Source organism: Acinetobacter variabilis (assembly GCF_000369625.1).
GTDB lineage: Bacteria > Pseudomonadota > Gammaproteobacteria > Pseudomonadales > Moraxellaceae > Acinetobacter > Acinetobacter variabilis.
The window spans coordinates 54,399-80,347 of the sequence record NZ_KB850112.1 but is presented as its reverse complement, the minus strand read 5'-3'; the positions used below and the strand labels follow the sequence as shown (position 1 = coordinate 80,347).

At 43.4% G+C, this 25,949-nt stretch carries 16 protein-coding genes, 2 tRNA genes, 3 rRNA genes and 1 pseudogene; 9 read left to right on the top strand and 13 right to left on the bottom strand.

The window, feature by feature from the left end; all coding sequences use genetic code 11:
* Window positions 1-175 precede the first annotated feature (175 nt).
* The 6 genes from rrf to F897_RS02950 all read right to left on the bottom strand — a co-directional run bounded on the left by rrf (window position 176) and on the right by F897_RS02950 (window position 6,611).
* Window positions 176-290 (bottom strand): 5S ribosomal RNA (rrf, locus tag F897_RS02975).
* Window positions 291-487: 197 nt separating this feature from the next.
* Window positions 488-3,379, bottom strand: a 23S ribosomal RNA gene (locus tag F897_RS02970).
* Window positions 3,380-3,782: 403 nt separating this feature from the next.
* Window positions 3,783-3,858, bottom strand: a tRNA-Ala gene (locus tag F897_RS02965).
* 68 nt (window positions 3,859-3,926) lie between these two features.
* Window positions 3,927-4,003: transfer RNA gene (locus F897_RS02960), tRNA-Ile, on the bottom strand.
* 61 nt (window positions 4,004-4,064) lie between these two features.
* A 16S ribosomal RNA gene (locus F897_RS02955) occupies window positions 4,065-5,603 on the bottom strand.
* Together the 16S, 23S and 5S rRNA genes with 2 tRNA genes alongside form the textbook arrangement of a ribosomal RNA operon.
* A 435-nt stretch (window positions 5,604-6,038) precedes the next feature.
* Window positions 6,039-6,611 (bottom strand): peptidylprolyl isomerase, encoded by a 573-nt coding sequence (locus F897_RS02950; RefSeq protein ID WP_005233152.1) that lies wholly within the window; start codon window positions 6,609-6,611, stop codon window positions 6,039-6,041.
* A 103-nt stretch (window positions 6,612-6,714) separates the two neighbouring features.
* On the opposite strand from F897_RS02950, the pseudogene F897_RS16890 reads away from it, so the two are divergent.
* A pseudogene (locus F897_RS16890) lies at window positions 6,715-7,384 on the top strand (acetoacetate decarboxylase family protein).
* 45 nt (window positions 7,385-7,429) lie between these two features.
* On the opposite strand, the gene F897_RS02935 reads toward F897_RS16890, so the two are convergent.
* Window positions 7,430-8,500, bottom strand: coding sequence for an alpha/beta hydrolase (locus F897_RS02935; protein ID WP_004780375.1), 1,071 nt, complete (start codon window positions 8,498-8,500; stop codon window positions 7,430-7,432).
* 213 nt (window positions 8,501-8,713) lie between these two features.
* Here F897_RS02935 and F897_RS02930 point away from each other — a divergent pair, with 213 nt between their 5' ends.
* The 6 genes from F897_RS02930 (at window position 8,714) to F897_RS02905 (ending at window position 14,597) form a co-directional block, all read left to right on the top strand.
* Window positions 8,714-9,208 carry a hypothetical protein gene (locus F897_RS02930; protein ID WP_004780373.1) on the top strand — a complete coding sequence of 165 codons (495 nt, stop codon included), beginning with the start codon at window positions 8,714-8,716 and terminating at the stop codon, window positions 9,206-9,208.
* A 723-nt stretch (window positions 9,209-9,931) separates the two neighbouring features.
* Window positions 9,932-10,474 carry a nucleotide exchange factor GrpE gene (grpE, locus tag F897_RS02925; RefSeq protein ID WP_004780371.1) on the top strand — a complete coding sequence of 181 codons (543 nt, stop codon included), beginning with the start codon at window positions 9,932-9,934 and terminating at the stop codon, window positions 10,472-10,474.
* 119 nt (window positions 10,475-10,593) lie between these two features.
* On the top strand, window positions 10,594-12,534 hold the full coding sequence (gene dnaK, locus F897_RS02920) for a molecular chaperone DnaK (protein WP_004780370.1): 1,941 nt from the start codon (window positions 10,594-10,596) through the stop codon (window positions 12,532-12,534).
* Between the two features lie 117 nt (window positions 12,535-12,651).
* On the top strand, window positions 12,652-12,981 hold the full coding sequence (locus F897_RS02915; RefSeq protein ID WP_005233140.1) for a hypothetical protein: 330 nt from the start codon (window positions 12,652-12,654) through the stop codon (window positions 12,979-12,981).
* 221 nt (window positions 12,982-13,202) lie between these two features.
* Window positions 13,203-14,108 carry a matrixin family metalloprotease gene (locus F897_RS02910; protein WP_005233139.1) on the top strand — a complete coding sequence of 302 codons (906 nt, stop codon included), beginning with the start codon at window positions 13,203-13,205 and terminating at the stop codon, window positions 14,106-14,108.
* 111 nt (window positions 14,109-14,219) lie between these two features.
* Window positions 14,220-14,597, top strand: coding sequence for a hypothetical protein (locus F897_RS02905; RefSeq protein WP_162835342.1), 378 nt, complete (start codon window positions 14,220-14,222; stop codon window positions 14,595-14,597).
* A gap of 60 nt (window positions 14,598-14,657) precedes the next feature.
* On the opposite strand, the gene erpA is transcribed toward F897_RS02905, so the two are convergent.
* The 4 genes from erpA to F897_RS02885 form a co-directional block, all read right to left on the bottom strand.
* Window positions 14,658-14,993, bottom strand: coding sequence for an iron-sulfur cluster insertion protein ErpA (erpA, locus tag F897_RS02900; RefSeq protein WP_004780362.1), 336 nt, complete (start codon window positions 14,991-14,993; stop codon window positions 14,658-14,660).
* 116 nt (window positions 14,994-15,109) lie between these two features.
* Window positions 15,110-16,123, bottom strand: coding sequence for a putative solute-binding protein (locus F897_RS02895; protein WP_034580736.1), 1,014 nt, complete (start codon window positions 16,121-16,123; stop codon window positions 15,110-15,112).
* A 194-nt stretch (window positions 16,124-16,317) separates the two neighbouring features.
* A complete protein-coding gene (locus F897_RS02890) occupies window positions 16,318-17,328 on the bottom strand; it encodes a putative solute-binding protein (protein WP_004780360.1) in 1,011 nt (336 codons plus the stop codon).
* A gap of 254 nt (window positions 17,329-17,582) precedes the next feature.
* Complete coding sequence (locus tag F897_RS02885) at window positions 17,583-18,587, bottom strand: putative solute-binding protein (protein ID WP_005233137.1); 1,005 nt, start codon at window positions 18,585-18,587, stop codon at window positions 17,583-17,585.
* A 211-nt stretch (window positions 18,588-18,798) separates the two neighbouring features.
* On the opposite strand from F897_RS02885, the gene F897_RS02880 reads away from it, so the two are divergent.
* Complete coding sequence (locus F897_RS02880) at window positions 18,799-20,742, top strand: ATP-binding cassette domain-containing protein (protein ID WP_005233135.1); 1,944 nt, start codon at window positions 18,799-18,801, stop codon at window positions 20,740-20,742.
* A 303-nt stretch (window positions 20,743-21,045) separates the two neighbouring features.
* The gene (locus F897_RS02875) at window positions 21,046-22,209 is read left to right on the top strand and encodes a zinc-dependent alcohol dehydrogenase (RefSeq protein ID WP_005233133.1); all 1,164 of its coding nucleotides are present in this window, start codon (window positions 21,046-21,048) and stop codon (window positions 22,207-22,209) included.
* 694 nt (window positions 22,210-22,903) lie between these two features.
* On the opposite strand, the gene F897_RS02870 is transcribed toward F897_RS02875, so the two are convergent.
* Window positions 22,904-23,251 (bottom strand): hypothetical protein, encoded by a 348-nt coding sequence (locus tag F897_RS02870; protein ID WP_004780355.1) that lies wholly within the window; start codon window positions 23,249-23,251, stop codon window positions 22,904-22,906.
* Between the two features lie 192 nt (window positions 23,252-23,443).
* A complete protein-coding gene (gene gyrB / locus F897_RS02865; RefSeq protein ID WP_005233132.1) occupies window positions 23,444-25,909 on the bottom strand; it encodes a DNA topoisomerase (ATP-hydrolyzing) subunit B in 2,466 nt (821 codons plus the stop codon).
* Between the last annotated feature and the right edge of the window lie 40 nt (window positions 25,910-25,949).

The window sequence follows — 25,949 nt, the reverse complement described above, 5'->3', positions numbered from 1 at the left end:
GAATAATTTTTAGACAGACCAATGAGAAAATAAGGCGAAGTTAATTAATTATACTTTTCACGTTATTTATATTTTTATTATCTAGGTACAATTAGGAGGTTATTTACTTGTTTTTCTAGAAACCCCACGCATAAAAAAAAGCCCCCTACGTAAGCAGAGGGCTTTTGGAATAATGAGCTGGCGATGACTTACTCTCACATGGGAGACCCCACACTACCATCAGCGCTAAGAGGTTTCACTTCTGAGTTCGGGAAGGGATCAGGTGGTTCACTCTTGCTATGGTCGCCAGCACAACTGTTTATGGATACTTGCTTTGGTCTTATGTCTCACTTTTCAGTGTATGCCAATGCTTTTTCCAAATGAGTTACTAACAGGTATATCTGAGTTAATTTAAGGTGTTCATTGTATCTAGCTTTTGAACTAAATCAAGTTGCTTCGATTATTTGTGAATCAATTGATGCTTTATATACAACTGCTTGGGTGTTGTATAGTCAAGCCTCACGAGCAATTAGTATTGGTCAGCTTCACATATCGCTATGCTTCCACATCCAACCTATCAACGTCGTAGTCTTCAACGGCTCTTTAGGAGACATAAAGTCTCGGGGAAATCTTATCTTGAGGTAGGCTTCCCGCTTAGATGCTTTCAGCGGTTATCCCTTCCGAACATAGCTACCCGGCGATGCGACTGGCGTCACAACCGGTACACCAGAGGTTCGTCCACTCTGGTCCTCTCGTACTAGGAGCAGATCCTCTCAAATTTCCAGCGCCCACGGTAGATAGGGACCGAACTGTCTCACGACGTTCTAAACCCAGCTCGCGTACCTCTTTAAATGGCGAACAGCCATACCCTTGGGACCTGCTTCAGCCCCAGGATGAGATGAGCCGACATCGAGGTGCCAAACACCGCCGTCGATATGAACTCTTGGGCGGTATCAGCCTGTTATCCCCAGAGTACCTTTTATCCGTTGAGCGATGGCCCTTCCATACAGAACCACCGGATCACTAAGACCTACTTTCGTACCTGCTCGACTTGTGGGTCTCGCAGTTAAGCGCGCTTTTGCCTTTATACTCTACGCGTGATTTCCGACCACGCTGAGCGCACCTTCGTACTCCTCCGTTACTCTTTAGGAGGAGACCGCCCCAGTCAAACTACCCACCAGACATGGTCCTCGCTCCCGATCAGGGAGCAGAGTTAGAACCTCAATATTACCAGGGTGGTATTTCAAGGACGGCTCCATGGCAACTAGCGTCGCCACTTCAAAGCCTCCCACCTATCCTACACAAGTAAGATCAAAGTTCAATGTCAAGCTGCAGTAAAGGTTCACGGGGTCTTTCCGTCTAGCCGCGGGTACACCGCATCTTCACGGCGAATTCGATTTCACTGAGCCTCTGCTGGAGACAGCGCCGCCATCATTATGCCATTCGTGCAGGTCGGAACTTACCCGACAAGGAATTTCGCTACCTTAGGACCGTTATAGTTACGGCCGCCGTTTACTGGGGCTTCGATCAAGAGCTTCGCTTACGCTAACCCCATCAATTAACCTTCCAGCACCGGGCAGGCATCACACCCTATACGTCCACTTTCGTGTTTGCAGAGTGCTATGTTTTTAATAAACAGTTGCAGCGGCCTGGTTTCTGAGGCTGCCAACAGCTCAAGGAGCAAGTCCTATCACCGCCGGCAGCGTACCTTCTCCCGAAGTTACGGTACCATTTTGCCTAGTTCCTTCAGCAGAGTTCTCTCAAGCGCTTTGGTCTACTCGACCTGACCACCTGTGTCGGTTTCGGGTACGATTCCAGTGTAACTGAAGCTTAGAGACTTTTCCTGGAAGTATGGTATCAGCCACTTCACCAGTAAACTGGCTTGCTATCAACTCTCAGCATAGAGCACCCCGGATTTGCCTAAGATGCATGCCTACTGTCTTCCACCTGGACAACCAACGCCAGGCTGACTTAACCTTCTCCGTCCTCTCATCGCATTACACTGAAGTATTGGAATATTAACCAATTTCCCATCGACTACGCCTCTCGGCCTCGCCTTAGGGGTCGACTCACCCAGCCCCGATTAACGTTGGACTGGAACCCTTGGTCTTTCAGCGAACGGGTTTTTCACCCGTTTTGTCGTTACTCACGTCAGCATTCGCACTTCTGATACCTCCAGCAGACTTCTCAATCCACCTTCATCGGCTTACAGAACGCTCCCCTACCACTTGCAATAAATTGCAAATCCGCAGCTTCGGTACATAGTTTTAGCCCCGTTACATCTTCCGCGCAGGCCGACTCGACTAGTGAGCTATTACGCTTTCTTTAAAGGGTGGCTGCTTCTAAGCCAACCTCCTAGCTGTCTATGCCTTCCCACATCGTTTCCCACTTAACTATGATTTAGGGACCTTAGCTGGCGGTCTGGATTGTTTTCCTCTTGACTACGGACGTTAGCACCCGCAGTCTGTCTCCCGGATAGTACTCATTGGTATTCGGAGTTTGCATCGGTTTGGTAAGTCGGGATGACCCCCTAGCCGAAACAGTGCTCTACCCCCAATGGTATTCGTCCGAGGCGCTACCTAAATAGCTTTCGGGGAGAACCAGCTATCACCGAGTTTGATTAGCCTTTCACCCCTATCCACAAGTCATCCCCTGGCTTTTCAACGACAGTGGGTTCGGTCCTCCAGTTAGTGTTACCCAACCTTCAACCTGCTCATGGATAGATCACCCGGTTTCGGGTCTATACCCAGCAACTATACGCCCTATTAAGACTCGATTTCTCTACGGCTCCCCTATGCGGTTAACCTCGCTACTGAATATAAGTCGCTGACCCATTATACAAAAGGTACGCAGTCACCACACGAAGTGGCTCCCACTGCTTGTATGCATGCGGTTTCAGGATCTATTTCACTCCCCTCACAGGGGTTCTTTTCGCCTTTCCCTCACGGTACTGGTTCACTATCGGTCAGTCAGGAGTATTTAGCCTTAGAGGATGGTCCCCCTATATTCAGACAAGGTTTCACGTGCCTCGCCCTACTCGACATCATCATATCAGCCCTTTCGTGTACAGGACTATCACCCACTATGGTTGCACTTCCCAGAGCATTCCACTAAAACTGATATGACTTAATGGGCTGTTCCCCTTTCGCTCGCCGCTACTGAGGGAATCTCAATTGATTTCTTTTCCTACGGATACTGAGATGTTTCACTTCTCCGCGTTCGCCTCATAAACCTATGTATTCAGTTTATGATACCGACCTTATAGCCGGTGGGTTTCCCCATTCAGACATCTCCGGATCACAGGATATTTGCCGCCTCCCCGGAGCTTTTCGCAGGCTATCACGTCTTTCTTCGCCTCTGACTGCCAAGGCATCCACCACATGCACTTAATTACTTGACTATACAACCCCAAACAGTCGTTACACCTACAAGTCAGTGTAGCAACGTAGTTGTTTGCGATCTTGTGAACTTAATCACTGTACAGCTTCAATTAGATTCATATACCAAAACGCTTGATTCAGTTAATTTCGCTAGTTCTCATTCAATCACTTCAACAGTCAATCTTGCGATCTCCTGTTTCCGCTCTTGCATGAGTATGAACAAATTATTTCAACTCAAATATATTCTGTTAATGATTTAATGCATCCTCGTCGGACTGCATTACTGTGATAAATCACAGAATTTAATAAGACGCGCATACTACGCTAACTTCTTACTAAATTCTATAATCTAGTCAACTAACTGGTTACCACTTAGGCATTCACCTCATTCATTTTCAAAACAGTGTTTTGCAAATGAATTCGTGGTGGAGACTAGGAGAGTCGAACTCCTGACCTCCTGCGTGCAAAGCAGGCGCTCTACCAACTAAGCTAAGTCCCCAGCTTATCATATAGGATTCAATGTTCTGATTTTCTGCTTTACTCTGCAATTACTTGCTTCGTCAGGAGTGGTGGGTCTGACAAGACTTGAACTTGTGACCCCACGCTTATCAAGCGTGTGCTCTAACCAACTGAGCTACAGACCCTCAGATACATCGTCATGAAGAACAACTTGTTGTGGATTCTTACCAATCGTCAATCTTTCGTTAAGGAGGTGATCCAGCCGCAGGTTCCCCTACGGCTACCTTGTTACGACTTCACCCCAGTCATCGGCCACACCGTGGTAAGCGTCCTCCTTGCGGTTAGACTAGCTACTTCTGGTGCAACAAACTCCCATGGTGTGACGGGCGGTGTGTACAAGGCCCGGGAACGTATTCACCGCGGCATTCTGATCCGCGATTACTAGCGATTCCGACTTCACGCAGTCGAGTTGCAGACTGCGATCCGGACTACGATCGGCTTTTTGAGATTAGCATCTGCTCGCGCAGTAGCAACCCTTTGTACCGACCATTGTAGCACGTGTGTAGCCCTGGCCGTAAGGGCCATGATGACTTGACGTCGTCCCCGCCTTCCTCCAGTTTGTCACTGGCAGTATCCTTAAAGTTCCCACCCGAAGTGCTGGCAAATAAGGAAAAGGGTTGCGCTCGTTGCGGGACTTAACCCAACATCTCACGACACGAGCTGACGACAGCCATGCAGCACCTGTATCAGAGTTCCCGAAGGCACCAATCCATCTCTGGAAAGTTCTCTGTATGTCAAGGCCAGGTAAGGTTCTTCGCGTTGCATCGAATTAAACCACATGCTCCACCGCTTGTGCGGGCCCCCGTCAATTCATTTGAGTTTTAGTCTTGCGACCGTACTCCCCAGGCGGTCTACTTATCGCGTTAGCTGCGCCACTAAAGCCTCAAGGGCCCCAACGGCTAGTAGACATCGTTTACGGCATGGACTACCAGGGTATCTAATCCTGTTTGCTCCCCATGCTTTCGCACCTCAGTGTCAGTATTAGGCCAGATGGCTGCCTTCGCCATCGGTATTCCTCCAGATCTCTACGCATTTCACCGCTACACCTGGAATTCTACCATCCTCTCCCATACTCTAGCTAACCAGTATCGAATGCAATTCCCAAGTTAAGCTCGGGGATTTCACATTTGACTTAATTAGCCACCTACGCGCGCTTTACGCCCAGTAAATCCGATTAACGCTTGCACCCTCTGTATTACCGCGGCTGCTGGCACAGAGTTAGCCGGTGCTTATTCTGCGAGTAACGTCCACTTATCCCAGGTATTAACCAGGTAAGCCTCCTCCTCGCTTAAAGTGCTTTACAACCAAAAGGCCTTCTTCACACACGCGGCATGGCTGGATCAGGGTTCCCCCCATTGTCCAATATTCCCCACTGCTGCCTCCCGTAGGAGTCTGGGCCGTGTCTCAGTCCCAGTGTGGCGGATCATCCTCTCAGACCCGCTACAGATCGTCGCCTTGGTAGGCCTTTACCCCACCAACTAGCTAATCCGACTTAGGCTCATCTATTAGCGCAAGGTCCGAAGATCCCCTGCTTTCTCCCGTAGGACGTATGCGGTATTAGCGTCCCTTTCGGAACGTTGTCCCCCACTAAATAGGCAGATTCCTAAGCATTACTCACCCGTCCGCCGCTAGGAATCAGGTGCAAGCACCCTATCCCCGCTCGACTTGCATGTGTTAAGCCTGCCGCCAGCGTTCAATCTGAGCCATGATCAAACTCTTCAGTTAAAATCATTTCGAGCTTTATAAGTAAAATTCTTAAACTTGGCTCATCAATTTCCTGACTTAAATTTCGCTCAAATAAACTTCGAGTAATTCAAACCAATCAATCAATGAAAATAATTTCGATCAATCAACCAGTAAAAATCCACACAAGTTGTTCTTCATAATCTCTTAATGATCTTTCTAACATCTCGTCAATGCCAGAAGCTGGACTTCGATAAACCTAACAACTCAGCAATCTGCTTCGCTCGTTTCCGTCTATCTCGTCGGTATGAGCTCATTATAGGGCAATTTCTTACACAAGCAAGTGCTTTTAACGCACACCAATCATGACTGTTTCATTTTTATGCACCAAATTGGTTCATTTTTCTACTAATTGTTACATAAGTTCATAATATTCCAAATAAAATACTAACAAAACATTTATGTTTTATTTTTCACTTACTTTTTCACGATTGGTGTTTTAATGGTCACACTGTTGATTTTTACAGCTGTTTTCGGAACGTCCTGATGCATACCATAGTTCTGAGTAGGCACTTGAGCGATCTTATCGACTACTTCCATACCTTTAGTAACCCGGCCAAACACTGCATATCCGGCATTTCTTGGTGAACGGTCCAGAAAACTGTTATCTACCAGGTTAATAAAGAACTGCGCTTTAGCCGAATTAGGATCATTAGTACGTGCCATAGCCAAAGTGCCACGTTTGTTTTGCAAACCATTATCTGATTCATTCTTGATTGAAGCTTTATTATTGGCTTTTTCCTGCATGTTGAGATCAAAGCCTCCGCCCTGAATCATGAAGCCTGGAATGACCCGATGGAAGATGGTTCCTGTATAGAAGTTGCTTTTGACATATTCTTCAAAGTTTTTCACCGTAATCGGTGCTTTGTCATTAAAGAGTTCAATTTCGATATTACCGGATGAGGTCTTCATCTCGATCAGGGTATTGGCAGCAAAACTTGGCAAGCTAAATGCGATCAACGCGATAGCAGGCAATGATTTTTTTAACATTTTTTAACTCATCTACTGATAAAGAAAGGTTGGGATTCACAACATATTAATCTTTCATGACTAATAATGCAGTGACCTGCCGACTAAAGACAAGAGAATAATAATGAGCCATGCATTACTACAGGAGAAAAGCGTCCATCAATTTCCGCCTTGGCATTTGCAGGGGAAGGGTTTTATTCTGAATTACTGGATTACCCCTCATTTTATTCGTGAATTTCAGAGTTTTCGGATTGCGCCATCTCCACTCGGCCGTGTCGTTCAGGTTCTATTGGTGCGCTATCATCATTCTCCTGTGGGTCCTTATGATGAATTGCTAATTATGGATCATCCTTTAATTAGCAGACGGCGTCTTTCGACTATTCCGAAAATTTATGTCTCTACCCATGAATCTATTGTGCATGGTCAGCACTTGTGGGGCATTCCTAAAGAATATGCAGAGTTTGATTGGCAACAACAAGGACAGGAAACGATTTGTCGCATAACTCATCGTGCAAAGCATGACGCTTAGTCTTAAAAAACCTAAATCTCCTCGTTCTTTCTATTTAAATAGTCATCATCTTCCAAGCTCCATGCTAAAAATCCGGCAAACCTGGAAATCCCAGCATTATCAGTTTAGCCCTCAATTTCGGGGTTATTTATCCAAGCTTATTCAGACAGAGTGGCAAGATACTCAGGATATATTCCCGGATTTTTCTAAAGCTAAATATTTACAAAGCTTTTATGTGCCTAAATTTAATTTAGTCTTTCCAGAAGCCAAGATCCATAAAAAATAAAAAAGGTGTTTCACGTGAAACACCTTAATTACATCTATTTTTGAATCAGATCTTTTTGTCCAGGAATTTACGGAAATTCTTGCTGAGTTCAATGACCTGCTTTTTAGAACGTTTATGAATTGGGGTCAGATTGATAAAACCGTGTGCCTGATCCGTATATTCCTGATAATACACTCGCACCCCATTCTCACGTAACTTCAGAGCATAGATTGAACCTTCATCATGCAGCACATCATGACGGGCGGTAATCACATAGGCAGGTGACAGATTCTTTAGTTCACCATAGGTCGGTGAAATCAGCGGATCATCCAGTTCGACTTGATGTGTTTCAGCATATAACTTGGTTACCAGATCAATATCCTGAGCTGAAAGTACCAGGCCCTGATTATAGGCATAAAAAGAAGGATGGCGGCTTTTAAAATCGACAGCCGGGTAAAGCAATAACTGTGCGCGAGGTGCATAGATTTTATTGGCACTCCGCTGCGCAACCACTGCCGCCAGATTTCCACCTGCACTATCCCCTGCCACTACAATCTGGTTTTTATAGATTTTCAGCTGCTTGATGTTTTGATGTACCCAAGCCAGAGCATCTTCACAGACCTGTACCATCTGCAAAGGACTGTATTCTGGCGTTAGCGGATAAGCCACGCTGAGCACTTGCACCTTGGCATGCACCGCCAATAAACGGCAGAACTCATCATGTGTATCCAGACCACCCACTATAAATGCACCGCCATGATAGAAAATGACCATCGGCAATTTTTTCTGTGGTGCCGGATGATAATGTCGGGCAAAGATAGTGCCATTTTGCAATGGCAGACGCAGATCCTCGACTGCCTTGACCGGTGTCGGTTTTGCCTGAATAGCTTTCATGCGTTCATCAAACAGTTGACGTGATTGCACCGCATCTTCACTAATAAAACTGTGCTGTCCCTGTTTGATCTGAGTCGCCATCAAGCATTTTATATAAGGATCCAAATCAGGATAGTCATAAGGATAATCCAATGCTTTTACCAGACGTTCTTGTGCAAAGCTCGGCAGGCAATCCAGCAAACGTGCTGCAGTGCCCTGCCCCTTATCCATTACAAATTTTGTGACCGGATTATTCGCACCCATGAGTTTTCATCCTTTTCCCATAATTCTTCATTTTTTCTACATGATTAGGGTTTTAGTGACCATATTCTTATATAAGACTTAATATCAATGTACATAGATCATCTGCCAAATACGCTAACCTGAATTTAATCAGATGTCATTGAGAGTTTAAGTGAGATTTTTACAGCACTTTTGCGACTTTAATGTAGAAGTCTGTATAAAAGGAGATAGCTTATGGCGATAAAAATAATAACGGTATCTTTAGCCACTGCATTTTTAGCCGTAGGCTGTGTGGCTTTTCCTGATGATGGTTATTATGACGGACGTTATGACCGTCACGATCGAGGTTATGATTATCGTTATGATCAAGACCGTCGCTATGACCGGCAACGCTGGGAATACGAACAGCAGCGTAAAAGACTGGAACTGGAACGTCGCAAAAATATTCAGCAGCGTAACTGGGAACAGGAACGGCGTCGGCAAATAGAACTGGACCGGCGTAAAACTCAACTGGAACGACAACGTCTGGAACAGCAACGCAAAAATCTGAGTAATCAGCGTCAGAAACAGGCGCAGGCCGAACGTAAACGTCGCCAGCAGCTGGAACAACGTAAGAAAGTGGGAGAACAGCAGCGTAAACGGGTTCAGCAAAACCGCTCTAATAATCCACGCTGGAATGATCAGCGACGTAAACAAGAACAGCAGCGACCACATAATCGTCGTGATTAGGCAGAATATTAAATAAAAAGAGAGGCCCTGATTTAAATCAGGGCTTTTTTATGGACTGAGTTTTATAGTTTTGATCTCATTCCAGTCATTTTCTTTTAATAGAAGAAATGTTTTCACTCAGCATAGTCTTGATGAAGATGATCCCATTTTATAAGTCGAAAATCGTAGCAAATTTCAGGCAAAAAAAAGGCTTATCTAGAGAAAAGATAAGCCACGAAAACACATTTCTAAAAAAGAGAAGAAACTACAGCGATAGAATCTGAAATGAATAATATAGCGTTGCTCATTTTTTTTGTAATACTTTATTGCTTAGTTATTAATCGCTTTTATGTCTAAAAAATAATCTGGACAAAAAGAAGCCGGACCATATGTGAGGGATCCGACTGGAAAAACAGTTTAAAAAATAAGGCAACAGCAACCTGGTTCAGCTCTCTCCTCCGAACAAGGTCGCTGTTAATGACGCCATGATGTACCGGTCTTAAAAATATTTAAAACAGATAAAAATTATTATTCCTATCTAAAAATACGATGCTGCTTTTATTAAAGTCATTAAATCCAAATAAATCTTAAAATTAATCTGTATTTGTGCTTGAATTTTTTGCCCCTGCCCCGATTTCTTTAAATAATTAAAAATTTCAATCATGGCAGTTCAGTATTAACGCAGTTAACTCTGACGCCCAAGGACTGTACATGTTTAAGAACCCATTTAAACGGAGTAAATCAATGGCGACTGAGCAAAACGATCAAGCTCAAGAACTTGAGCAAGAGCAAACGGAACAACAAACAGCTCAAGCTGAACCTGAACAAGCTGAAGTTACCGTTGAGTCTTTACAGGAACAAATCGCACAGCTTGAAGGCGATTTAAAACTGGAAAAAGCACGTACTGCAAATGCCGTATATGAGGCACAAAAAAGTGTAGAACGCATTCAGCGCGAATCAGAAAAGCATAAAGATACTGTTTTGGAAAAGTTCTCTAAAGAGCTGTTAGAAACTGTAGATAACCTGGAACGTGCAATTCTCGCTGCGGGTGAAGAACAAGGCCCGTTACGGGAAGGCGTAGAACTAACCTTAAAAGGTTTACTGACAACATTAGAAAAATTTGGTGTGGTCGTAGTTGATACCGAGAATGGTTTTAATGCCGAGTTACATCAGGCAGTCGGTATTGCACCAGATGCCAAAGCCAATGAGATCGGTACAGTCTTGCAAAAAGGTTATGCCCTGAACGGCCGTTTATTACGTCCTGCAATGGTTATGGTTGGCGCTTAAGCTAAATAAATTCGGGAGTTTGTGAAATTTTTTCTAAAAACTTACTTGAAAAAAATTGAACGGCTCTCATATCGGATAATAAGTGTAAATCACAAAAAAATTTTTGAGGAAACATCCAAATGGCTAAAATCATTGGTATTGACTTAGGTACTACAAACTCATGTGTTGCAGTACTTGAAGGCGACAAAGTTAAAGTTATCGAAAACGCTGAAGGCGCACGTACAACTCCATCTATTATTGCGTACAAAGATGGTGAAATTCTGGTCGGTCAATCAGCTAAACGCCAAGCGGTAACGAACCCTAAAAACACATTATTCGCGATCAAACGTCTGATCGGTCGTCGTTATGAAGACCAGGCAGTACAAAAAGATATCGGTCTGGTGCCATACAAAATCATCAAAGCAGACAATGGCGATGCTTGGGTTGAAGTAAACGATAAGAAACTTGCACCACAACAGATCTCTGCAGAAGTTCTGAAAAAAATGAAGAAAACTGCAGAAGACTATCTGGGTGAAACAGTGACTGAAGCGGTGATTACTGTTCCTGCTTACTTCAACGATGCACAACGTCAAGCAACTAAGGATGCAGGTAAAATCGCAGGCCTAGAAGTTAAACGTATCATCAACGAACCAACTGCTGCTGCTCTTGCGTTCGGTATGGACAAGAAAGAAGGTGACCGTAAAGTTGCTGTATACGACTTGGGTGGTGGTACTTTCGACGTATCCATCATCGAAATCGCTGACCTTGATGGCGACCAGCAAATTGAAGTGTTATCTACCAACGGTGATACATTCCTTGGTGGTGAAGACTTCGATAATGCATTGATTGACTACCTGGTTGAAGAGTTCAAGAAAGAACAAAACGTGAACTTGAAAAACGATCCACTTGCGTTACAACGTCTGAAAGAAGCAGCTGAAAAAGCAAAAATCGAGCTTTCTTCTTCTAACGCAACTGAAATCAACCTTCCATACATCACTGCAGATGCGACTGGTCCTAAACACTTAGTGATCAACGTGACTCGTGCAAAACTTGAAGGTTTGGTTGCTGATCTTGTAGCTCGTACCATCGAGCCTTGTAAGATTGCGCTGAAAGATGCAGGTCTTTCAACTTCTGACATCTCTGACGTGATTCTGGTTGGTGGTCAGTCTCGTATGCCACTTGTACAACAAAAAGTACAAGAATTCTTCGGTCGTGAGCCACGTAAAGACGTGAACCCGGACGAAGCAGTCGCAATGGGTGCAGCGATCCAAGGTGCAGTATTGTCTGGTGACAAAACTGACGTACTTCTTCTTGACGTAACTCCACTAACTCTTGGTATTGAAACCATGGGTGGCGTATTGACTCCAATCATTGAGAAAAACACGACGATTCCTGCGAAGAAATCTCAAGTGTTCTCAACTGCTGCGGACAACCAGCCTGCTGTAGACATTTCAGTTTACCAAGGTGAACGTAAAATGGCTCAACAAAACAAATTGTTGGGTAACTTCCAGTTAGGCGACATCCCACCTGCTCCACGTGGTGTGCCACAAATTGAAGTATCATTCGATATCAACGCGGATGGTATCTTGAAAGTATCTGCGAAAGATAAGAGCACTGGTAAAGAGCAATCTATCCAGATCAAAGCAAACTCAGGTTTGTCTGATGCTGAAATCGAAGCAATGATCAAAGATGCTGAAGCGAATGCTGAAGAAGACCGTAAGTTTGAAGAGCTTGCAAAAGCACGTAACGAAGCGGATGCGCTAGTTTCTTCTGCTCAAAAAGCAGTAAAAGATCTTGGTGAACAAGTGACTGCTGACGAAAAAACTGCAATCGAAACTGCGGTTTCTGAGTTAGAAGCGTCTACGAAAGAAAATGATGTTGAAGCAATCAAAGCGAAAACTGAAGCATTGCAAAACATTATTATGCCGATCACTCAGCGTGCTTATGAATCAGCTCAAGGCCAAGGCGGTGCACAAGGTTTCGATCCTAATGCATTCCAAGGCGGCGAAGACCAAGCTCAAAAAGCAGATGACGGCGTAGTTGATGCTGAATTCACTGAAGTAAAAGATGACAAAAAATAATTTGTCACTTTGAGAAAAAGACCGCATTTTATGCGGTCTTTTTTTGCTCAACGCATAGGCAATAGAATCTTTTTTAATTAAACTATAATGAAATAAATAACTTAAAAATAAAAACGTATGCAGAATTTTATTAAGCTTTTTCTTCTGGCTTCCGGGCTTGCGATCATGCTGCTCTACCCGATGGGTAATCTGCTTCTGATCTTACCGCCGAATGTGGTACTAGCGCCTTTTAATTACCTGCAAACCTTCGGAATTGAAGCTTCTTTTTCCTTAGGCTTTCTGATTGCCATCATTGTGTTGCTGATCCTGGCTGTACCTCAGCGCTATCCTTCCGGAAAAGGTTTTATCATTTTAGGTATTGGACTTCTGAGCTATATTATTTTCCAGATCTTTAAATCTGAAATCACGCTGTATGCCTTTAATCACCAAACCAGACATTTCCTATAACCTGAAATATTTAATTGAATTTATGATCTTCTTATTGAATGGTATAGGCCTTGGTTTTATTTATCATTCCAATATGCCAAGACAGGTTGAGCAGTGGAAAGGTAAAAAATCATAATCTAACCTGAGCAGAACCGTGCATAAGCACGGTCTTTATCGCTCTGACGCTAGGATTTTGCTGTTTTTTTAGCTACATTGAGCCAAACAATATTTTAAAAAACACTATGCGTCTTTTAAGCTTTCTGGGGATTGTCGTTTTCATTGTGTCATTGTTTTTGCATCTACAAACCAAGACCCATCCACAATTAAAATTTAATTCACTGGCTGATCGTTTAACCCATCCTTTTGATACGCGCCTACGTTTCCGGATTGATCAGGTCGATCCGGGTTTTGGCCTGACCCGTGATGAAGTCATTCAATTAGGTCAGGAAGCAATTCAGATCTGGCATGAAGGAACCAATCGTGATGATCTGATGGTTTATGATGAGAATGCTCAGCTGGCTATTCAACTGATCTATGATCAACGCCAACAGGACTATGAAGCCTTTAAAAAGGTCGAAAAAAAGTTACTTGCCGATGAAGCCAGATATCAGCGTGAAGTCAGCAATCTGCAAGTTTCGCAGAAAAATCTAGAAGATCAGCAGCAACGACTGATTCAGCAAAAAAGTCAGCTGGAATTTGAATTTCAAACCCTATTGCAACGCCGTCAACAGGCCAGCTCATCTACCGAGCGTGAACAGCTTCAGTATGAGATGGAAATGCTCAAGCCTAAACTGGAAAATTTTAAACGCGAATATGCCTATCTTCAGGAACAGCTATCCTCATTTAACCAGCAAGTTTCTGTTCATCAAAACAGTGTGCAAAGTCATCAGCGAAATATTCAGCAGGCCCAGCAGCGCTTTCCCCCACGCCAGTTTCATAAGGGTATTTTTATGGGAGATAAGATCCAGATTTATCAGTTTGATGCCAAAGATGATTTACGTTTAACTTTGGCACATGAGCTGGGCCATGCCTTGGGTCTCTATCATCATAATGATCCGGAAGCCTTGATGTATCCAGTATTGGGTGAACAGAATCTGCAAGATTTCAAACTGCGTCCAGCAGACAAGACCCTGTTATATACCCGATAAAATTCAGGTTTTAACTCCCTAAATTATTTATGTGTTTAGGCTAGTAAAAATACAACCCGGTTTCATTTCATGTTATTGTGAAGAACAGTAGGACGTCTTAGGCCAACTTTCTTGGAGATTCATGTGAGTTACTACCATATTTTAATTGAAGTAAATGACCACATTAGTACGATTGATGAAACCCGTGATATCGAGATCTTTGATATCGAGGATATTCAACCTTATCTTCATTCAATTTTGCTGCCTTATTTCAATGAACAGCTGATCGAGCTAGATGATGAAAATCTTGAATTTAAGGATATTTTGCATCTGCAAGTGAAACAAACCTTATTGCCGATCAATGACTTGATTGAAGAGGAACAGCGTCTATTGCCGAGCGATACGGACATTACTATTACAGCCTACGAGATATTTAATAACCGCGAACTGAGTCAGGATGTCACTACAGTGATTTTTGACCTGCTTGAAGCAGTCAAATTAGAAAGCTAAGCTTTCTTCAGATATAAAAAAGTCCTCATACGAGGACTTTTTTATTCAACTTGATATGTATTAGATCGAGAATGAAGATCCACAACCACAGGTCGTCGTAGCATTCGGGTTTTGTACCACAAAACGTGAACCTTCCAGACCTTCAACATAGTCAACCACTGAACCAACCAGATATTGATAGCTCAGAGAATCGACCAGCATTTTGACATCGCCATTGACGAATTCTGCATCATCTTCATTTTGGCTTTCCGCAAAGTTAAAGCCATAAGAGAAACCTGAACAGCCGCCACCGGTGACATACACACGGAGCATTAAGTCTTGGTTACCTTCACTGTCACGCAACTGGCGTACTTTATTTGCGGCATTGTCGGTGAGCACAAGCGCTTGAGCATTCATGGCGGATTCCTCTGTTGAATGGAATGTCTTTAAAAAGAAAAGACCATATTTCGAGTATAACACACTCAATATATGGTCAGTCTGTACAGATTAAAAGTCAAATCAGAGTAATTTTATCAGGATTGTTTATAGTTCTCATCCTGTAATGCACATTCGAAGTTTTTCGGATTCTGCTTGCAGCGGAATTGCCAGAGCAACTTCATCATGCGTTTGTCATAAATACCCCGTTTGGTCAGATCAATCCGCGAATCACGCATCAGCTTTTGGTAACCCGGTTTATCTGCCTCAGGAATATCCATCCAGTATTTAGAGGGAATATCTGCCTTCATTTTACCTAAAATTCCAAAAGCACGTGGTAACTGGCTTTTCACCCATTCACGTGATTTTTGTCCATATCCGACCGGGAATTTATCCGGACGAATAATGATATTACCAGTGACCTGCAACACCGGATAATTCACAATGGCGCCCTTACTGCCCAAACCTTTATGCAGCTCGAGTGGTTTAAATACAGCAGCTGGCGCGCCAATAATATCGACCTGACCATTGTTAAATTTAGAGCCAAAGTTGGTCACATCGGCGCTGACTGCCTGTGCACCCACTTGCTGAACCATTATTTTTTGTGCTTCATCATAGTCAAGTACAGCAAATTTTTTACCTGCTGCTTTCGCAACCGTATTAATGCTCCGGTCATTGACCATCAGGAAGGCATCACCTACCGGAATCACCCCTGCGACTTCATACTTGCCTTGAACCATGAGCTTGGCAAAGGTCGGACTCGCCAGGCCTTGCATCACTTTAACTGCAAGGTTCAAATCTGGAATCGCGCCAATCGCATCGAGTGAACCGGTAAAGCGGTTGAACTGACGGCCGCGCATACCGGTAACACTGATCCCATCACATTTACCAGCTTTAAAATCTTCTGCGACGACAGCTTCATTGGTATTTACCCTAAGCTCGATATCAGCACCCCAGTTTTTTGCGGCCAGTTGATAGTCTTTCATTACAGCATAGACGTCGCCATTTTTGCCGACCAGATCGAATACACATACTACCTGTTTAGCCTGAGCCAGGCCTGAGACTGCCGCGAGTGCTGCACCTACAGCCAGGGCTTTCCATCCTCTCTGCATCATTTTGCTTTCCTTGATTGCCTTGTTTTTGTTATCTGCTTTAAGTGCTACATGTTATTGTTTTTTATACCAAACATGAAAGCATTATTTTTAATCAGCTTAACTGCTTTGCTATGATCTGCAATGGCAGATCTGACTTTGTTTAATATAAAAAAAGCTTAGATAAATCTAAGCTTTTTTCCTTAAAAATCAAATTATTCGCCAGAAAGTGAACATTCAAAGTTGGCTTTATCGACAGAGCAACGCGCACGTTTCAGTACCGACATCATGCTGGCATCATAGATTCCACGCTTGGTCATATCCATACGCCCTTCACGTAATAACTTCTGGTACTTGGTTTTATCTTCTGCACTCAGATTCAGCTTATATTTCGCTGGAATACCGGCTTCCAGACGGTTGATCATCGCCATGCTCTTAGGCAGGTTTTTAATGAACCAGTCACGAGACTTCTGGCCGAAACCAGCCGGGAATTTTTCCGGACGAATCACAAAGTCAGAAGTGACATGCAGTACCGGGAAATTAAACATCGCACCGCTATTGCCCAAACCTTTATAGATTTCGAGTGGCTTGTACGCATATGCCGGTGCACCCACCATATCGACCTGACCATTATTAAACTTGGCTACGAAGTTAGATACATCAGACACTACAGCCTGAGCACCTACACGTTGAACCATGATTTTTTGCGCATCATCATAGCCAAGAACAGCAAACTTCTTGCCTGCCGCTTTTTCAATGGAGTTGATGTTTTTGTCACGCACAAAGATAAAAGCTGAACCCAGTGGTGCAATCCCGGCCACCTCATATTTTTTACCGCCCATGGTCGTGACCATTTTAGCGGCATTACGCTTATCCAAAGCGAAGCTAATCGCACGCTGTGCAATGGCATTACTTGGAGCACCACCTAAGGCATCGATTGAACCGGCAAACTTGTTGTATTGACGGGCACGCATGGCGGTCATGAATACACCATCACATTTGCCAGCCTTAAAGTCATTGTCAGCGACGGCTTCATCCTGACGGGCGATCAGATTGATATCTGCGCCCCAGCCTTTTGCTGCCAGCGCCCATTCCTGAGCCATCTGGAAAGACTCGCCAGATTTACCAAGTAGGTCAAACACACAGATATCGACCTTTTCTGCATGTGCCACACCTGCAAAACCAAATGCAGAAAATGCAGCCAATGATAAGAGTGTTTTTTTCATTTTAGTTATCCTTTGAAATCTTGTTGTTAGCTGAGTGTCCGTACACGCGTCAAATATTAAGCAAATTTATTTCAAAAAAATAGAGCATTTACTCCAGATAAAAGCCGTTTTTTGGCCTATAAAGATAAATCAGCTTTTCTTAATTTCCTTTATCCGATTTTTTTATAAATATATCAGTCTCTTAATATTTAAACTTGGCTACTTTGAATTACATTTCATTCGCTGTAGTTACAAAGATATACATGATTTTAAAACTATTCACCACTGATTGAGCATTCGAAATTAGTTCTTTCCACAGTACAACGTGCCCGTTTTAATACTGTCATCATGCCAGCGTCATAAATGCCCTGTTTGGTTAAATCCATGCGTCCTTCACGCAGAATTTTCTGATAACTGACCTGTTCCTCACGACTCAGGTTCAGAATATATTTACGTGGGATTTCTGCTTCCATCCGTTTTACCATCGCGAAGCTGCGGGGTAACTGCTTAACAAACCATTGTCGGGAATTGGCTGCAAATTGTTCCGGAAATTTATCCGGTCGAATAATCAGATCTGCCGTGACATTTACCACCGGAAAGTTGATCATGGCTCCTTTCTGCCCCAGCCCTTTAGTTACTTCAAGAGGTTTAAAGGCATAAGCGGGCGCTGCCACAATATCCACTTCACCCTGATTAAATTTACGGATGAAATTGGAAATTTCCGAATTCACCGGTACGGCTTCTACCCGGTTCACCATAATCGTTTGGGCATAGTCATAATGTAGAACCGCAAACTTCTTGCCTTTAATATGTTCTAACTTATCCATATTACGATCACGGACAAAGATATAAGCAGGACCAATCTGGCCAATACCGGCTACTTCAAATTTTTCCTTGCCAATCTGGGTGGTCATGCGCTTGGTATTACGTTTATCCAGCACATAACTCACCGCTTTCATGGCAATGTCATTATTAGGAACGCCGCCAATCGCATCAATGGAGCCGGCAAATTTGTTATAAGCTCGCGCACGCATGGACGTTATATAGAAGCCATCGCATTTTCCGGCTTTGGCATCCTGATCGACTTTAGCTTCATCCTGATAAGCAATCAATTGAACCGTAGCCCCCCACTGCTTGCTGGCCAATGCCCACTCTTCCAGCAGCTTGAAGGATTCACCCGATTTTCCCAGTAAATCAAATACACAGACATTGACTGGGGCAGCATGTGCACTTGAAGCCCATAGGCCCAGTGCGGATAAAATTAAAAATCTATTTTTCATTTTTATTCTACTCAATATTATTATGAACCTTGATGGCTCTATCTTTCGGTTTTTAAACAAAATAGAGTATTTACTCAAAATATAATTCATCATATATGAATCTATAAATTTTTAAAGCCTGAACAGGATAAGCTGCAACGAAGATTTTTTGTTTTCTTCCGGCTTTCCATTAGAATAGCGGCATTCTCTTTTGCTCTTGTTAGTAAGTTCAATGATTCAGTTAGACCAACTTTCGTTACGCCGTGGTGGGCGAGTGTTATTTCAAAAAGCCTCCATGCAGCTTCATCCCGGCTGGAAAATTGGTTTAACCGGCGTGAATGGCGCAGGAAAATCAACCCTGTTTGCGGCTCTTTTAGATGAGCTCAGTGCAGATGAAGGTTCACTAACCCGTCCATCCGTGTGGACCGTAGCGCATATGGCTCAGGAAATTAAAGCACTAGATATGCCGGCCATTGATTTTGTTCTGTCAGGCGATGAAGAGTATTGGGATATACAGGCCAAACTTGCGCATCCAGAACAGCTGTCCGATGCAGAACTGGCACAGCTACATGGTCGTTTCGACGAGATTCATGGCTATTCTGCACCATCAAAAGCAGCTCAGTTAATGGCCGGTCTGGGCTTTATGGATCATCAGATCCGCCTGGATGTTTCCAGTTTTTCAGGCGGTTGGCGGATGCGACTGAATTTGGCCCGTACCCTGATGAGCCGTTCCGACCTGCTATTACTCGATGAGCCAACCAACCACTTGGATCTGGATGCGATCTTGTGGCTCGAAGATTGGTTAAAGGCGTATGAAGGCACTTTAGTGCTAATTTCGCATGACCGTGATTTTCTGGATGCCGTGACGGATCATATTCTGCATATCGAAAATCAGGAACTCACCCTCTATACCGGCAATTATTCAACTTTTGAAGTGACCCGTAGTGAACGTCTGGCGCAACAGCAACAGGCCTTTGAGAAACAGCAGGAAGCCCGGGCACATCTACAAAAATTTATTGACCGTTTCAAAGCCAAAGCGACCAAAGCACGTCAGGCCCAAAGTCGGATTAAAATGCTGGAGCGCATGCAGGATCTCGCCCCTGCTCATGTCGATACACCTTTTACCTTCAGTTTCCGTGAACCGACCAAAATGAGTTCACCACTTCTGGCCTTGGAACAGGCGGAAATTGGTTATGGCGATAAATCGATTGCCAGCAAAATTAATCTGCAAATCACTCCAAATTCACGCATCGGTTTATTGGGGATGAATGGTGCGGGTAAATCAACCCTGATCAAAACCTTAGTCGGAGATTTGCCGTTATTAAATGGTCAACGCAAGGCCTCAGAATTACTCAATATTGGCTATTTTGCTCAGCACCAGATGGATGCTTTGGACGCTAATGCCAGCCCAACGCTACAACTGGCGCGCATCGCCGATCCAAAAATCAGTGAAGCTTCTTTACGTTCTTTCCTCGGCAGTTTCGGTTTTAGCGGTGAGCGCATGGATACCCCATGTGAGAGTTTCTCTGGGGGGGAACGTGCACGTTTGGCTTTGGCTTTAATTGTTTGGCAGCGTCCAAATGTACTGATTCTCGATGAACCGACTAACCATCTGGACCTGGATATGCGCCATGCCCTGACTATGGCTTTGCAGGATTTTGAAGGTGCGGTGGTACTGGTTTCGCATGAACGTCAATTGATTGCGACAGTATGTGATGAATTGCTGTTAGTGCATGCCGGACGTTGTACCGAATTTGAAGGAGATCTACAGGACTATGCCAAATGGTTACGTGAAGCACGTCAACAGCAGATTAATGCGCAGAATGCCTTAGCCAAAGGACAGGTAGTAGAAACAGAAACTAAACCTGTAGTTGTAGCCAAAGTAGATAAGGAAGCACAGCGTAAACTGGCCGCCCAGCGTCGTGAGCAGACTCGTCCGATTCGCAAGAATATTGAAAAATGTGAAGCTCAAATCGACAAACTACAGCCACGTCTGGCAGAAATTGAAGAATTGCTGGCAGATAGCGCTTTATATGAAGCTGCACGTAAAGATGACTTGCTGAAACTCATGAACGAGCAGACTGAACTGAAACAGAAACTGGAAACTGCCGAAGAGCAAATGCTAGAACTGATGATGGAGCTGGAAAGTTTGGAGCAATCTTTTCAGGAAGGTTAAGTTTTAAACCTTGATTCAAATCTTGGAGATTAGCTACAACTGGAGCTAATCTCTTTTTTTATACTTTTTATATATTGCTCTCTCCATCTTTTCCCTGATTTCTTCATCGAAACCATTTTTGACATATTTTGTAGTGAATTACGCAAATCCTATATAAGTTTATTTTTTAAACACTCGGATGTCTTATTTCATACATTAATTTACAGCGATTTCTTAGTGCATAAGGCTCTAATAAAAGTGTTTTTATTTTTGGCAGCCTTGATACGAGTCTGTTTAATGTTGAACTAGAGAGAGGAAATCCGTATGCGTGCTCTTACCTATCATGGTGCTCGGGATGTACGAGTTGAATCCGTTCCAGATCCAGTGATTCAGGAACCAGATGACGTCATTTTAAGGGTGACAGCGACTGCCATCTGTGGCTCAGATCTGCATCTATACCGGGGTAAAATTCCGGCCACTGAAGATGGCGATATTTTTGGCCATGAATTTATGGGAATTGTAGAAGAAGTTGGTCCTGAAGTCACAGAAGTGAAAAAAGGTGACCGGGTAATTATTCCTTTCGTGATTGCATGTGGTCACTGCTTTTTCTGTGAACATGAACTGATGGCTGCCTGTGAGAATACCAATACTGGCCGTGGTGCAATTATCAATAAAAAACAGATTCCACCAGGTGCAGCTCTATTTGGTTATAGCCATTTATATGGCGGTGTACCAGGTGGACAGGCGGAATATGTCCGTGTACCCAAAGGTAATGTAGGCCCATTTAAAGTACCGGGGTCATTACCGGATGAAAAAGTCCTGTTCCTTACCGATATCTTGCCTACTGCATGGCAGGCTGTAACCAATGCCCAGGTCACTCGCGGTTCCAGTGTTGCGATATATGGTGCTGGCCCGGTTGGTTTACTGTCGGCTGCCTGCGCACGTATGCTGGGCGCAGAGCAAATCTTTATAGTCGATCACCACTCTTACCGCCTGCGTTTCGCCCATCAGACTTATGGTGCAATTCCAGTGAATTTTGATGAAGTCGATGCAGCTGAATATATTATTCAGAATACTGCCGGTCATCGTGGTGTTGATGCCGTCATTGATGCGATTGGTTTCGAGGCCAAAGGCAGTTTACTTGAAACGGTGATGACGAATCTAAAAATTGAAGGTTCGAGCGGCTTTGCCCTACGTCAATGTATTGCGGCAGTACGCCGTGGTGGCGTGGTGAGTGTGCCAGGTGTATATGCTGGCCCAATTCATGGCTTCCTGTTTGGTGATGCCTTCGATAAAGGACTGACCTTTAAAATGGGGCAGACCCATGTGCATAAATTCCTGCCACAATTACTTGAATATGTAGAAAATGGCCAGCTGTCTCCAGAAGTGATTATCACCCATCGCATGAAACTGGAAGAAGCTGCTGAAGGCTACCGTATTTTTGATAAACGTGAAGAAGACTGCCGCAAGATTATTCTGACCCCATAAATAGAATGATTAAAAAAATAGAAAGCGCCGTTAGGCGCTTTTTTTTATTTTTACACTTATTTCATAAATCGTATTTTTTCTATTTTTAGTTTTAAAAGTTCAGATCTATTGCCTGGTTATTAAATAAACTGGCTCTAGGTCATGTGATGACTAAACTTAAAAAAGCATTAAACCATAGGAGTAAAAGTTAGAAAAATCTATAACCCTATGATTCATTGAAAAAAATGAAATTTCACTTGATTATTAAATTAATTATGTAGTTTAACTACAGTGAAGATTTTTATAATTAAAATATGTTCCACGCTGATTGTTAATTAAATCTACAACACTAATATAAGCTATTAATTTTTAAGTTATTTATATAATTTTTCCATTAAAAACAGATAAAAAATCACCTGAACTGGTCAATTTCAAAAACAGAGAAGATATGGCTCCAGCTAGTCTTTTAAATTCAAAACCCTATTTTAAATTTAAAAATACTTATCCACAAGATATAGAAAGTAAATTTGAATTTAAAAAATGAAAGACAAGAAACACAATATGACTTGTGGATAAATACTATCTTATTCACATAAAAAATATGGATAACTTTGTAGTTATCCACACAATTGATCAGGGTTTAAGCAAGATTTAAAATAACACTATTCAAGTATTTTTAAAAAATTTCGAATTAACTTGATAAATCATCGAAAGTTTAGGATTTCAAAAATCTAAGTTCTAGAATTTTCCATTCATCCTCTAGCTTCCAGATCTCCTGAAGACGCTGTTTATTATTTTCCAGTCCAATCAAGATCCGGCATTCGGTCTGGTCTTCATTGTACTCGTATTCTTCATATTCTATTTCTGGCTTCAGCGGTTTCCATACGCCGTTTTGTACCGCATGAGCAATCCGGTCATAACGCAGATAACTTCCTTCTACACGGCCTTCCTGTTCAAAAATCACCTGAAAGTCCTGATGTTCATAGTGGCGCAGCAGATCATAGTCGCCACTGTAGAATGCATTTGCCCAGATCTCACGTATTTCTTCAAGCTGGCTATCCATGGATAAACCTCTTTATAAATAAGACTTGATTCTCCTGAACCAGGCTTGTTTGAAACCTAATATCAGCGGATCATTGGTCTAAAAACTGCTTAGATTAAAATTATTCTAAACAGTTCATCTGATATTAATAGAAAATTTACGTAAAAAAAGCGCCTTAAAAGGCGCTTTTTCGTTTCGATTTATTCCGATAGATCAGGTATCAATATCGGCATTCAAGGCATTTTCTTCAATGAAGGCACGACGTGGTTCCACATCATCTCCCATCAAACAAGAGAACATGCGGTCTGCTTCAATTGCATCCTGCACCGTCACTTGTAGCATGTTACGGTTTTCCGGATCCATCGTGGTTTCCCACAGCTGGTCTGCGTTCATCTCACCCAGACCTTTATAACGCTGGATCATCATGCCGCGGCGAGAGTCTTGCAGAATGTGCTGCCAAACCTGATGGAAACTGCTGACCTGAATCTTGCGCTCACCTTTCTGTAAATAAGCACCCTCTTCAAGCAACGTGAACCAGCTTTTCGAGTTTTTCAATAAACGCGCATATTCACTTGAGCTGAGCAGGCTGGCATCTAGCAGATAGTGATGCGGCAGGTTATGCACATAAATCGTAATCCGTGGCAACCAGCTTTCTACGATCTGGCCATCAACGTCTTTTTCAAAACGTTCTAGACTTAGTTCAGGGCGTAAACTTGGCTGGATTTTTTCAATCGCAGCACGCAGGTCTTCACCCCAAGTTTCTACATAAGCTTTATCTTCCAGCTGATCTAGCTTGAATGCTTCCAGTGAAATCAAGGCATCCAGCAAGCTTGCAGGATAACGTACAGTTAAACGTGCCAAACTCTTTTGTGAAGTTTGATAATCGGTAATCACATTGGCCAGAGCTTCCCCACGAATCGCAGGGGCATCGGCACTGATATGCAGTTCCAGCTCATCAATCGCATTCGAAATCAGGTAAGTTTCCAGCGCATCATTGTCCTTGATGTACTGTTCCTGTTTGCCTTTTTTCAGCTTGTACAGCGGCGGCTGTGCAATATAAATATGACCGCGTTCCACTAGTTCCGGCATTTGACGGAAGAAGAAAGTCAGCAGCAATGTACGAATGTGTGAACCATCCACGTCAGCATCGGTCATGATGATGATTTTGTGATAACGCAGCTTGTCCGGGTTATATTCTTCACGACCAATACCACAGCCGAGTGCCGTAATCAGCGTACCCACTTCTGCAGAAGAAATCATACGGTCAAAACGGGCACGTTCCACGTTCAGGATCTTACCTTTTAGCGGCAGAATTGCCTGCATCTTACGGTTACGGCCCTGTTTTGCAGAACCGCCCGCAGAGTCACCTTCGACCAGGTACAGTTCAGATAAAGCTGGATCTTTCTCTTGGCAATCCGCCAGTTTACCTGGAAGGCCGGCGATATCGAGTGCGCTCTTACGACGGGTCATTTCACGTGCTTTACGCGCTGCATCACGGGCACGCGCTGCATCAATGATCTTGCCAGCAATTGATTTAGCCGCTTGTGGATTCTCTAACAGATATTCAGAGAATGCCTTGTTCATGGACTGCTCAACGGCAGATTTCACTTCACTGGACACCAGTTTTTCTTTGGTTTGTGAAGAGAATTTCGGATCAGGTACTTTTACTGACACAATGGCAGTCAAACCCTCACGCGCATCATCCCCTGAAACCACAACTTTTTCTTTTTTCAGGATATTTTCACTGTCCATGTAGTTATTTAAACCACGGGTCAGTGCTGCACGGAAACCGGCTAAGTGAGTACCGCCATCCTTTTGCGGGATGTTGTTGGTAAAGCAGCGTACATTTTCCTGATAAGAATCATTCCATTGCAGTGCAACTTCTACACCAATGCCATTTTCTGCCTGAGTGGTGAAATGAAAAATATCATTCAGGTGGGTTTTACCTTGGTTAATGTACTTAACAAACTCAGCCAAACCGCCTTCATAATCAAAAATGTATTCGGCATTGATACGTTCGTCACGTAATACGATTCGTACACCTGCATTCAGGAAGGACAGTTCACGTAAACGACGGGCCAGGATGTCGACATTAAAAATGGTCTGACTAAAGGTTTCAGCACTTGGCCAGAAACGCACGCGAGTACCGGTCTTATCGGTCTCGCCCACCATTTTTAAAGGGAATTGTGGATCACCATGACGATATTCCTGTTCATGGATTTTACCGGCGCGATGAATGGTTAGTTCCAATTTTTCTGATAACGCATTTACTACGGATACACCTACACCGTGCAGACCACCAGAGACTTTATAGCTGTTATCATCAAACTTACCGCCCGCATGCAGAATGGTTAAAATCACTTCTGCAGCAGACACGCCTTCTTCAGGGTGAATGTCAGTCGGAATACCACGGCCATTATCTGATACTGAAACTGATTCATCTTCATGAATAGTCACTAAAATTTCATCACAGTGACCTGCCAGCGCCTCATCAATCGAGTTATCTACGACCTCGAAGACCATATGGTGTAAGCCGGTACCATCGTCTGTATCACCAATGTACATGCCTGGACGCTTACGTACTGCGTCTAAACCACGTAATACCTTGATGCTAGAGGAATCATAAGCTTTTTCAGTGGTTTGTTCTGTTTGAGAAGCAGCTTGATCTTCTGAACTCATGGTTTCTCCCTAGTGAAAGATAGGTTTATCCAAAGATAGG

What these genes read in the sequence shown, in the direction of transcription:
- F897_RS02950 (WP_005233152.1), bottom strand. Translation starts at nt 6,611, where the DNA reads ATGTTAAAAAAATCATTGCCTGCTATCGCGTTGATCGCATTTAGCTTG.
- F897_RS02935 (WP_004780375.1), bottom strand. Translation starts at nt 8,500, where the DNA reads ATGGGTGCGAATAATCCGGTCACAAAATTTGTAATGGATAAGGGGCAG.
- F897_RS02930 (WP_004780373.1), top strand. Translation starts at nt 8,714, where the DNA reads ATGGCGATAAAAATAATAACGGTATCTTTAGCCACTGCATTTTTAGCC.
- grpE (WP_004780371.1), top strand. Translation starts at nt 9,932, where the DNA reads ATGGCGACTGAGCAAAACGATCAAGCTCAAGAACTTGAGCAAGAGCAA.
- dnaK (WP_004780370.1), top strand. Translation starts at nt 10,594, where the DNA reads ATGGCTAAAATCATTGGTATTGACTTAGGTACTACAAACTCATGTGTT.
- F897_RS02915 (WP_005233140.1), top strand. Translation starts at nt 12,652, where the DNA reads ATGCAGAATTTTATTAAGCTTTTTCTTCTGGCTTCCGGGCTTGCGATC.
- F897_RS02910 (WP_005233139.1), top strand. Translation starts at nt 13,203, where the DNA reads ATGCGTCTTTTAAGCTTTCTGGGGATTGTCGTTTTCATTGTGTCATTG.
- erpA (WP_004780362.1), bottom strand. Translation starts at nt 14,993, where the DNA reads ATGAATGCTCAAGCGCTTGTGCTCACCGACAATGCCGCAAATAAAGTA.
- F897_RS02895 (WP_034580736.1), bottom strand. Translation starts at nt 16,123, where the DNA reads ATGCAGAGAGGATGGAAAGCCCTGGCTGTAGGTGCAGCACTCGCGGCA.
- F897_RS02890 (WP_004780360.1), bottom strand. Translation starts at nt 17,328, where the DNA reads ATGAAAAAAACACTCTTATCATTGGCTGCATTTTCTGCATTTGGTTTT.
- F897_RS02885 (WP_005233137.1), bottom strand. Translation starts at nt 18,587, where the DNA reads ATGAAAAATAGATTTTTAATTTTATCCGCACTGGGCCTATGGGCTTCA.
- F897_RS02880 (WP_005233135.1), top strand. Translation starts at nt 18,799, where the DNA reads ATGATTCAGTTAGACCAACTTTCGTTACGCCGTGGTGGGCGAGTGTTA.
- F897_RS02875 (WP_005233133.1), top strand. Translation starts at nt 21,046, where the DNA reads ATGCGTGCTCTTACCTATCATGGTGCTCGGGATGTACGAGTTGAATCC.
- F897_RS02870 (WP_004780355.1), bottom strand. Translation starts at nt 23,251, where the DNA reads ATGGATAGCCAGCTTGAAGAAATACGTGAGATCTGGGCAAATGCATTC.
- gyrB (WP_005233132.1), bottom strand. Translation starts at nt 25,909, where the DNA reads ATGAGTTCAGAAGATCAAGCTGCTTCTCAAACAGAACAAACCACTGAA.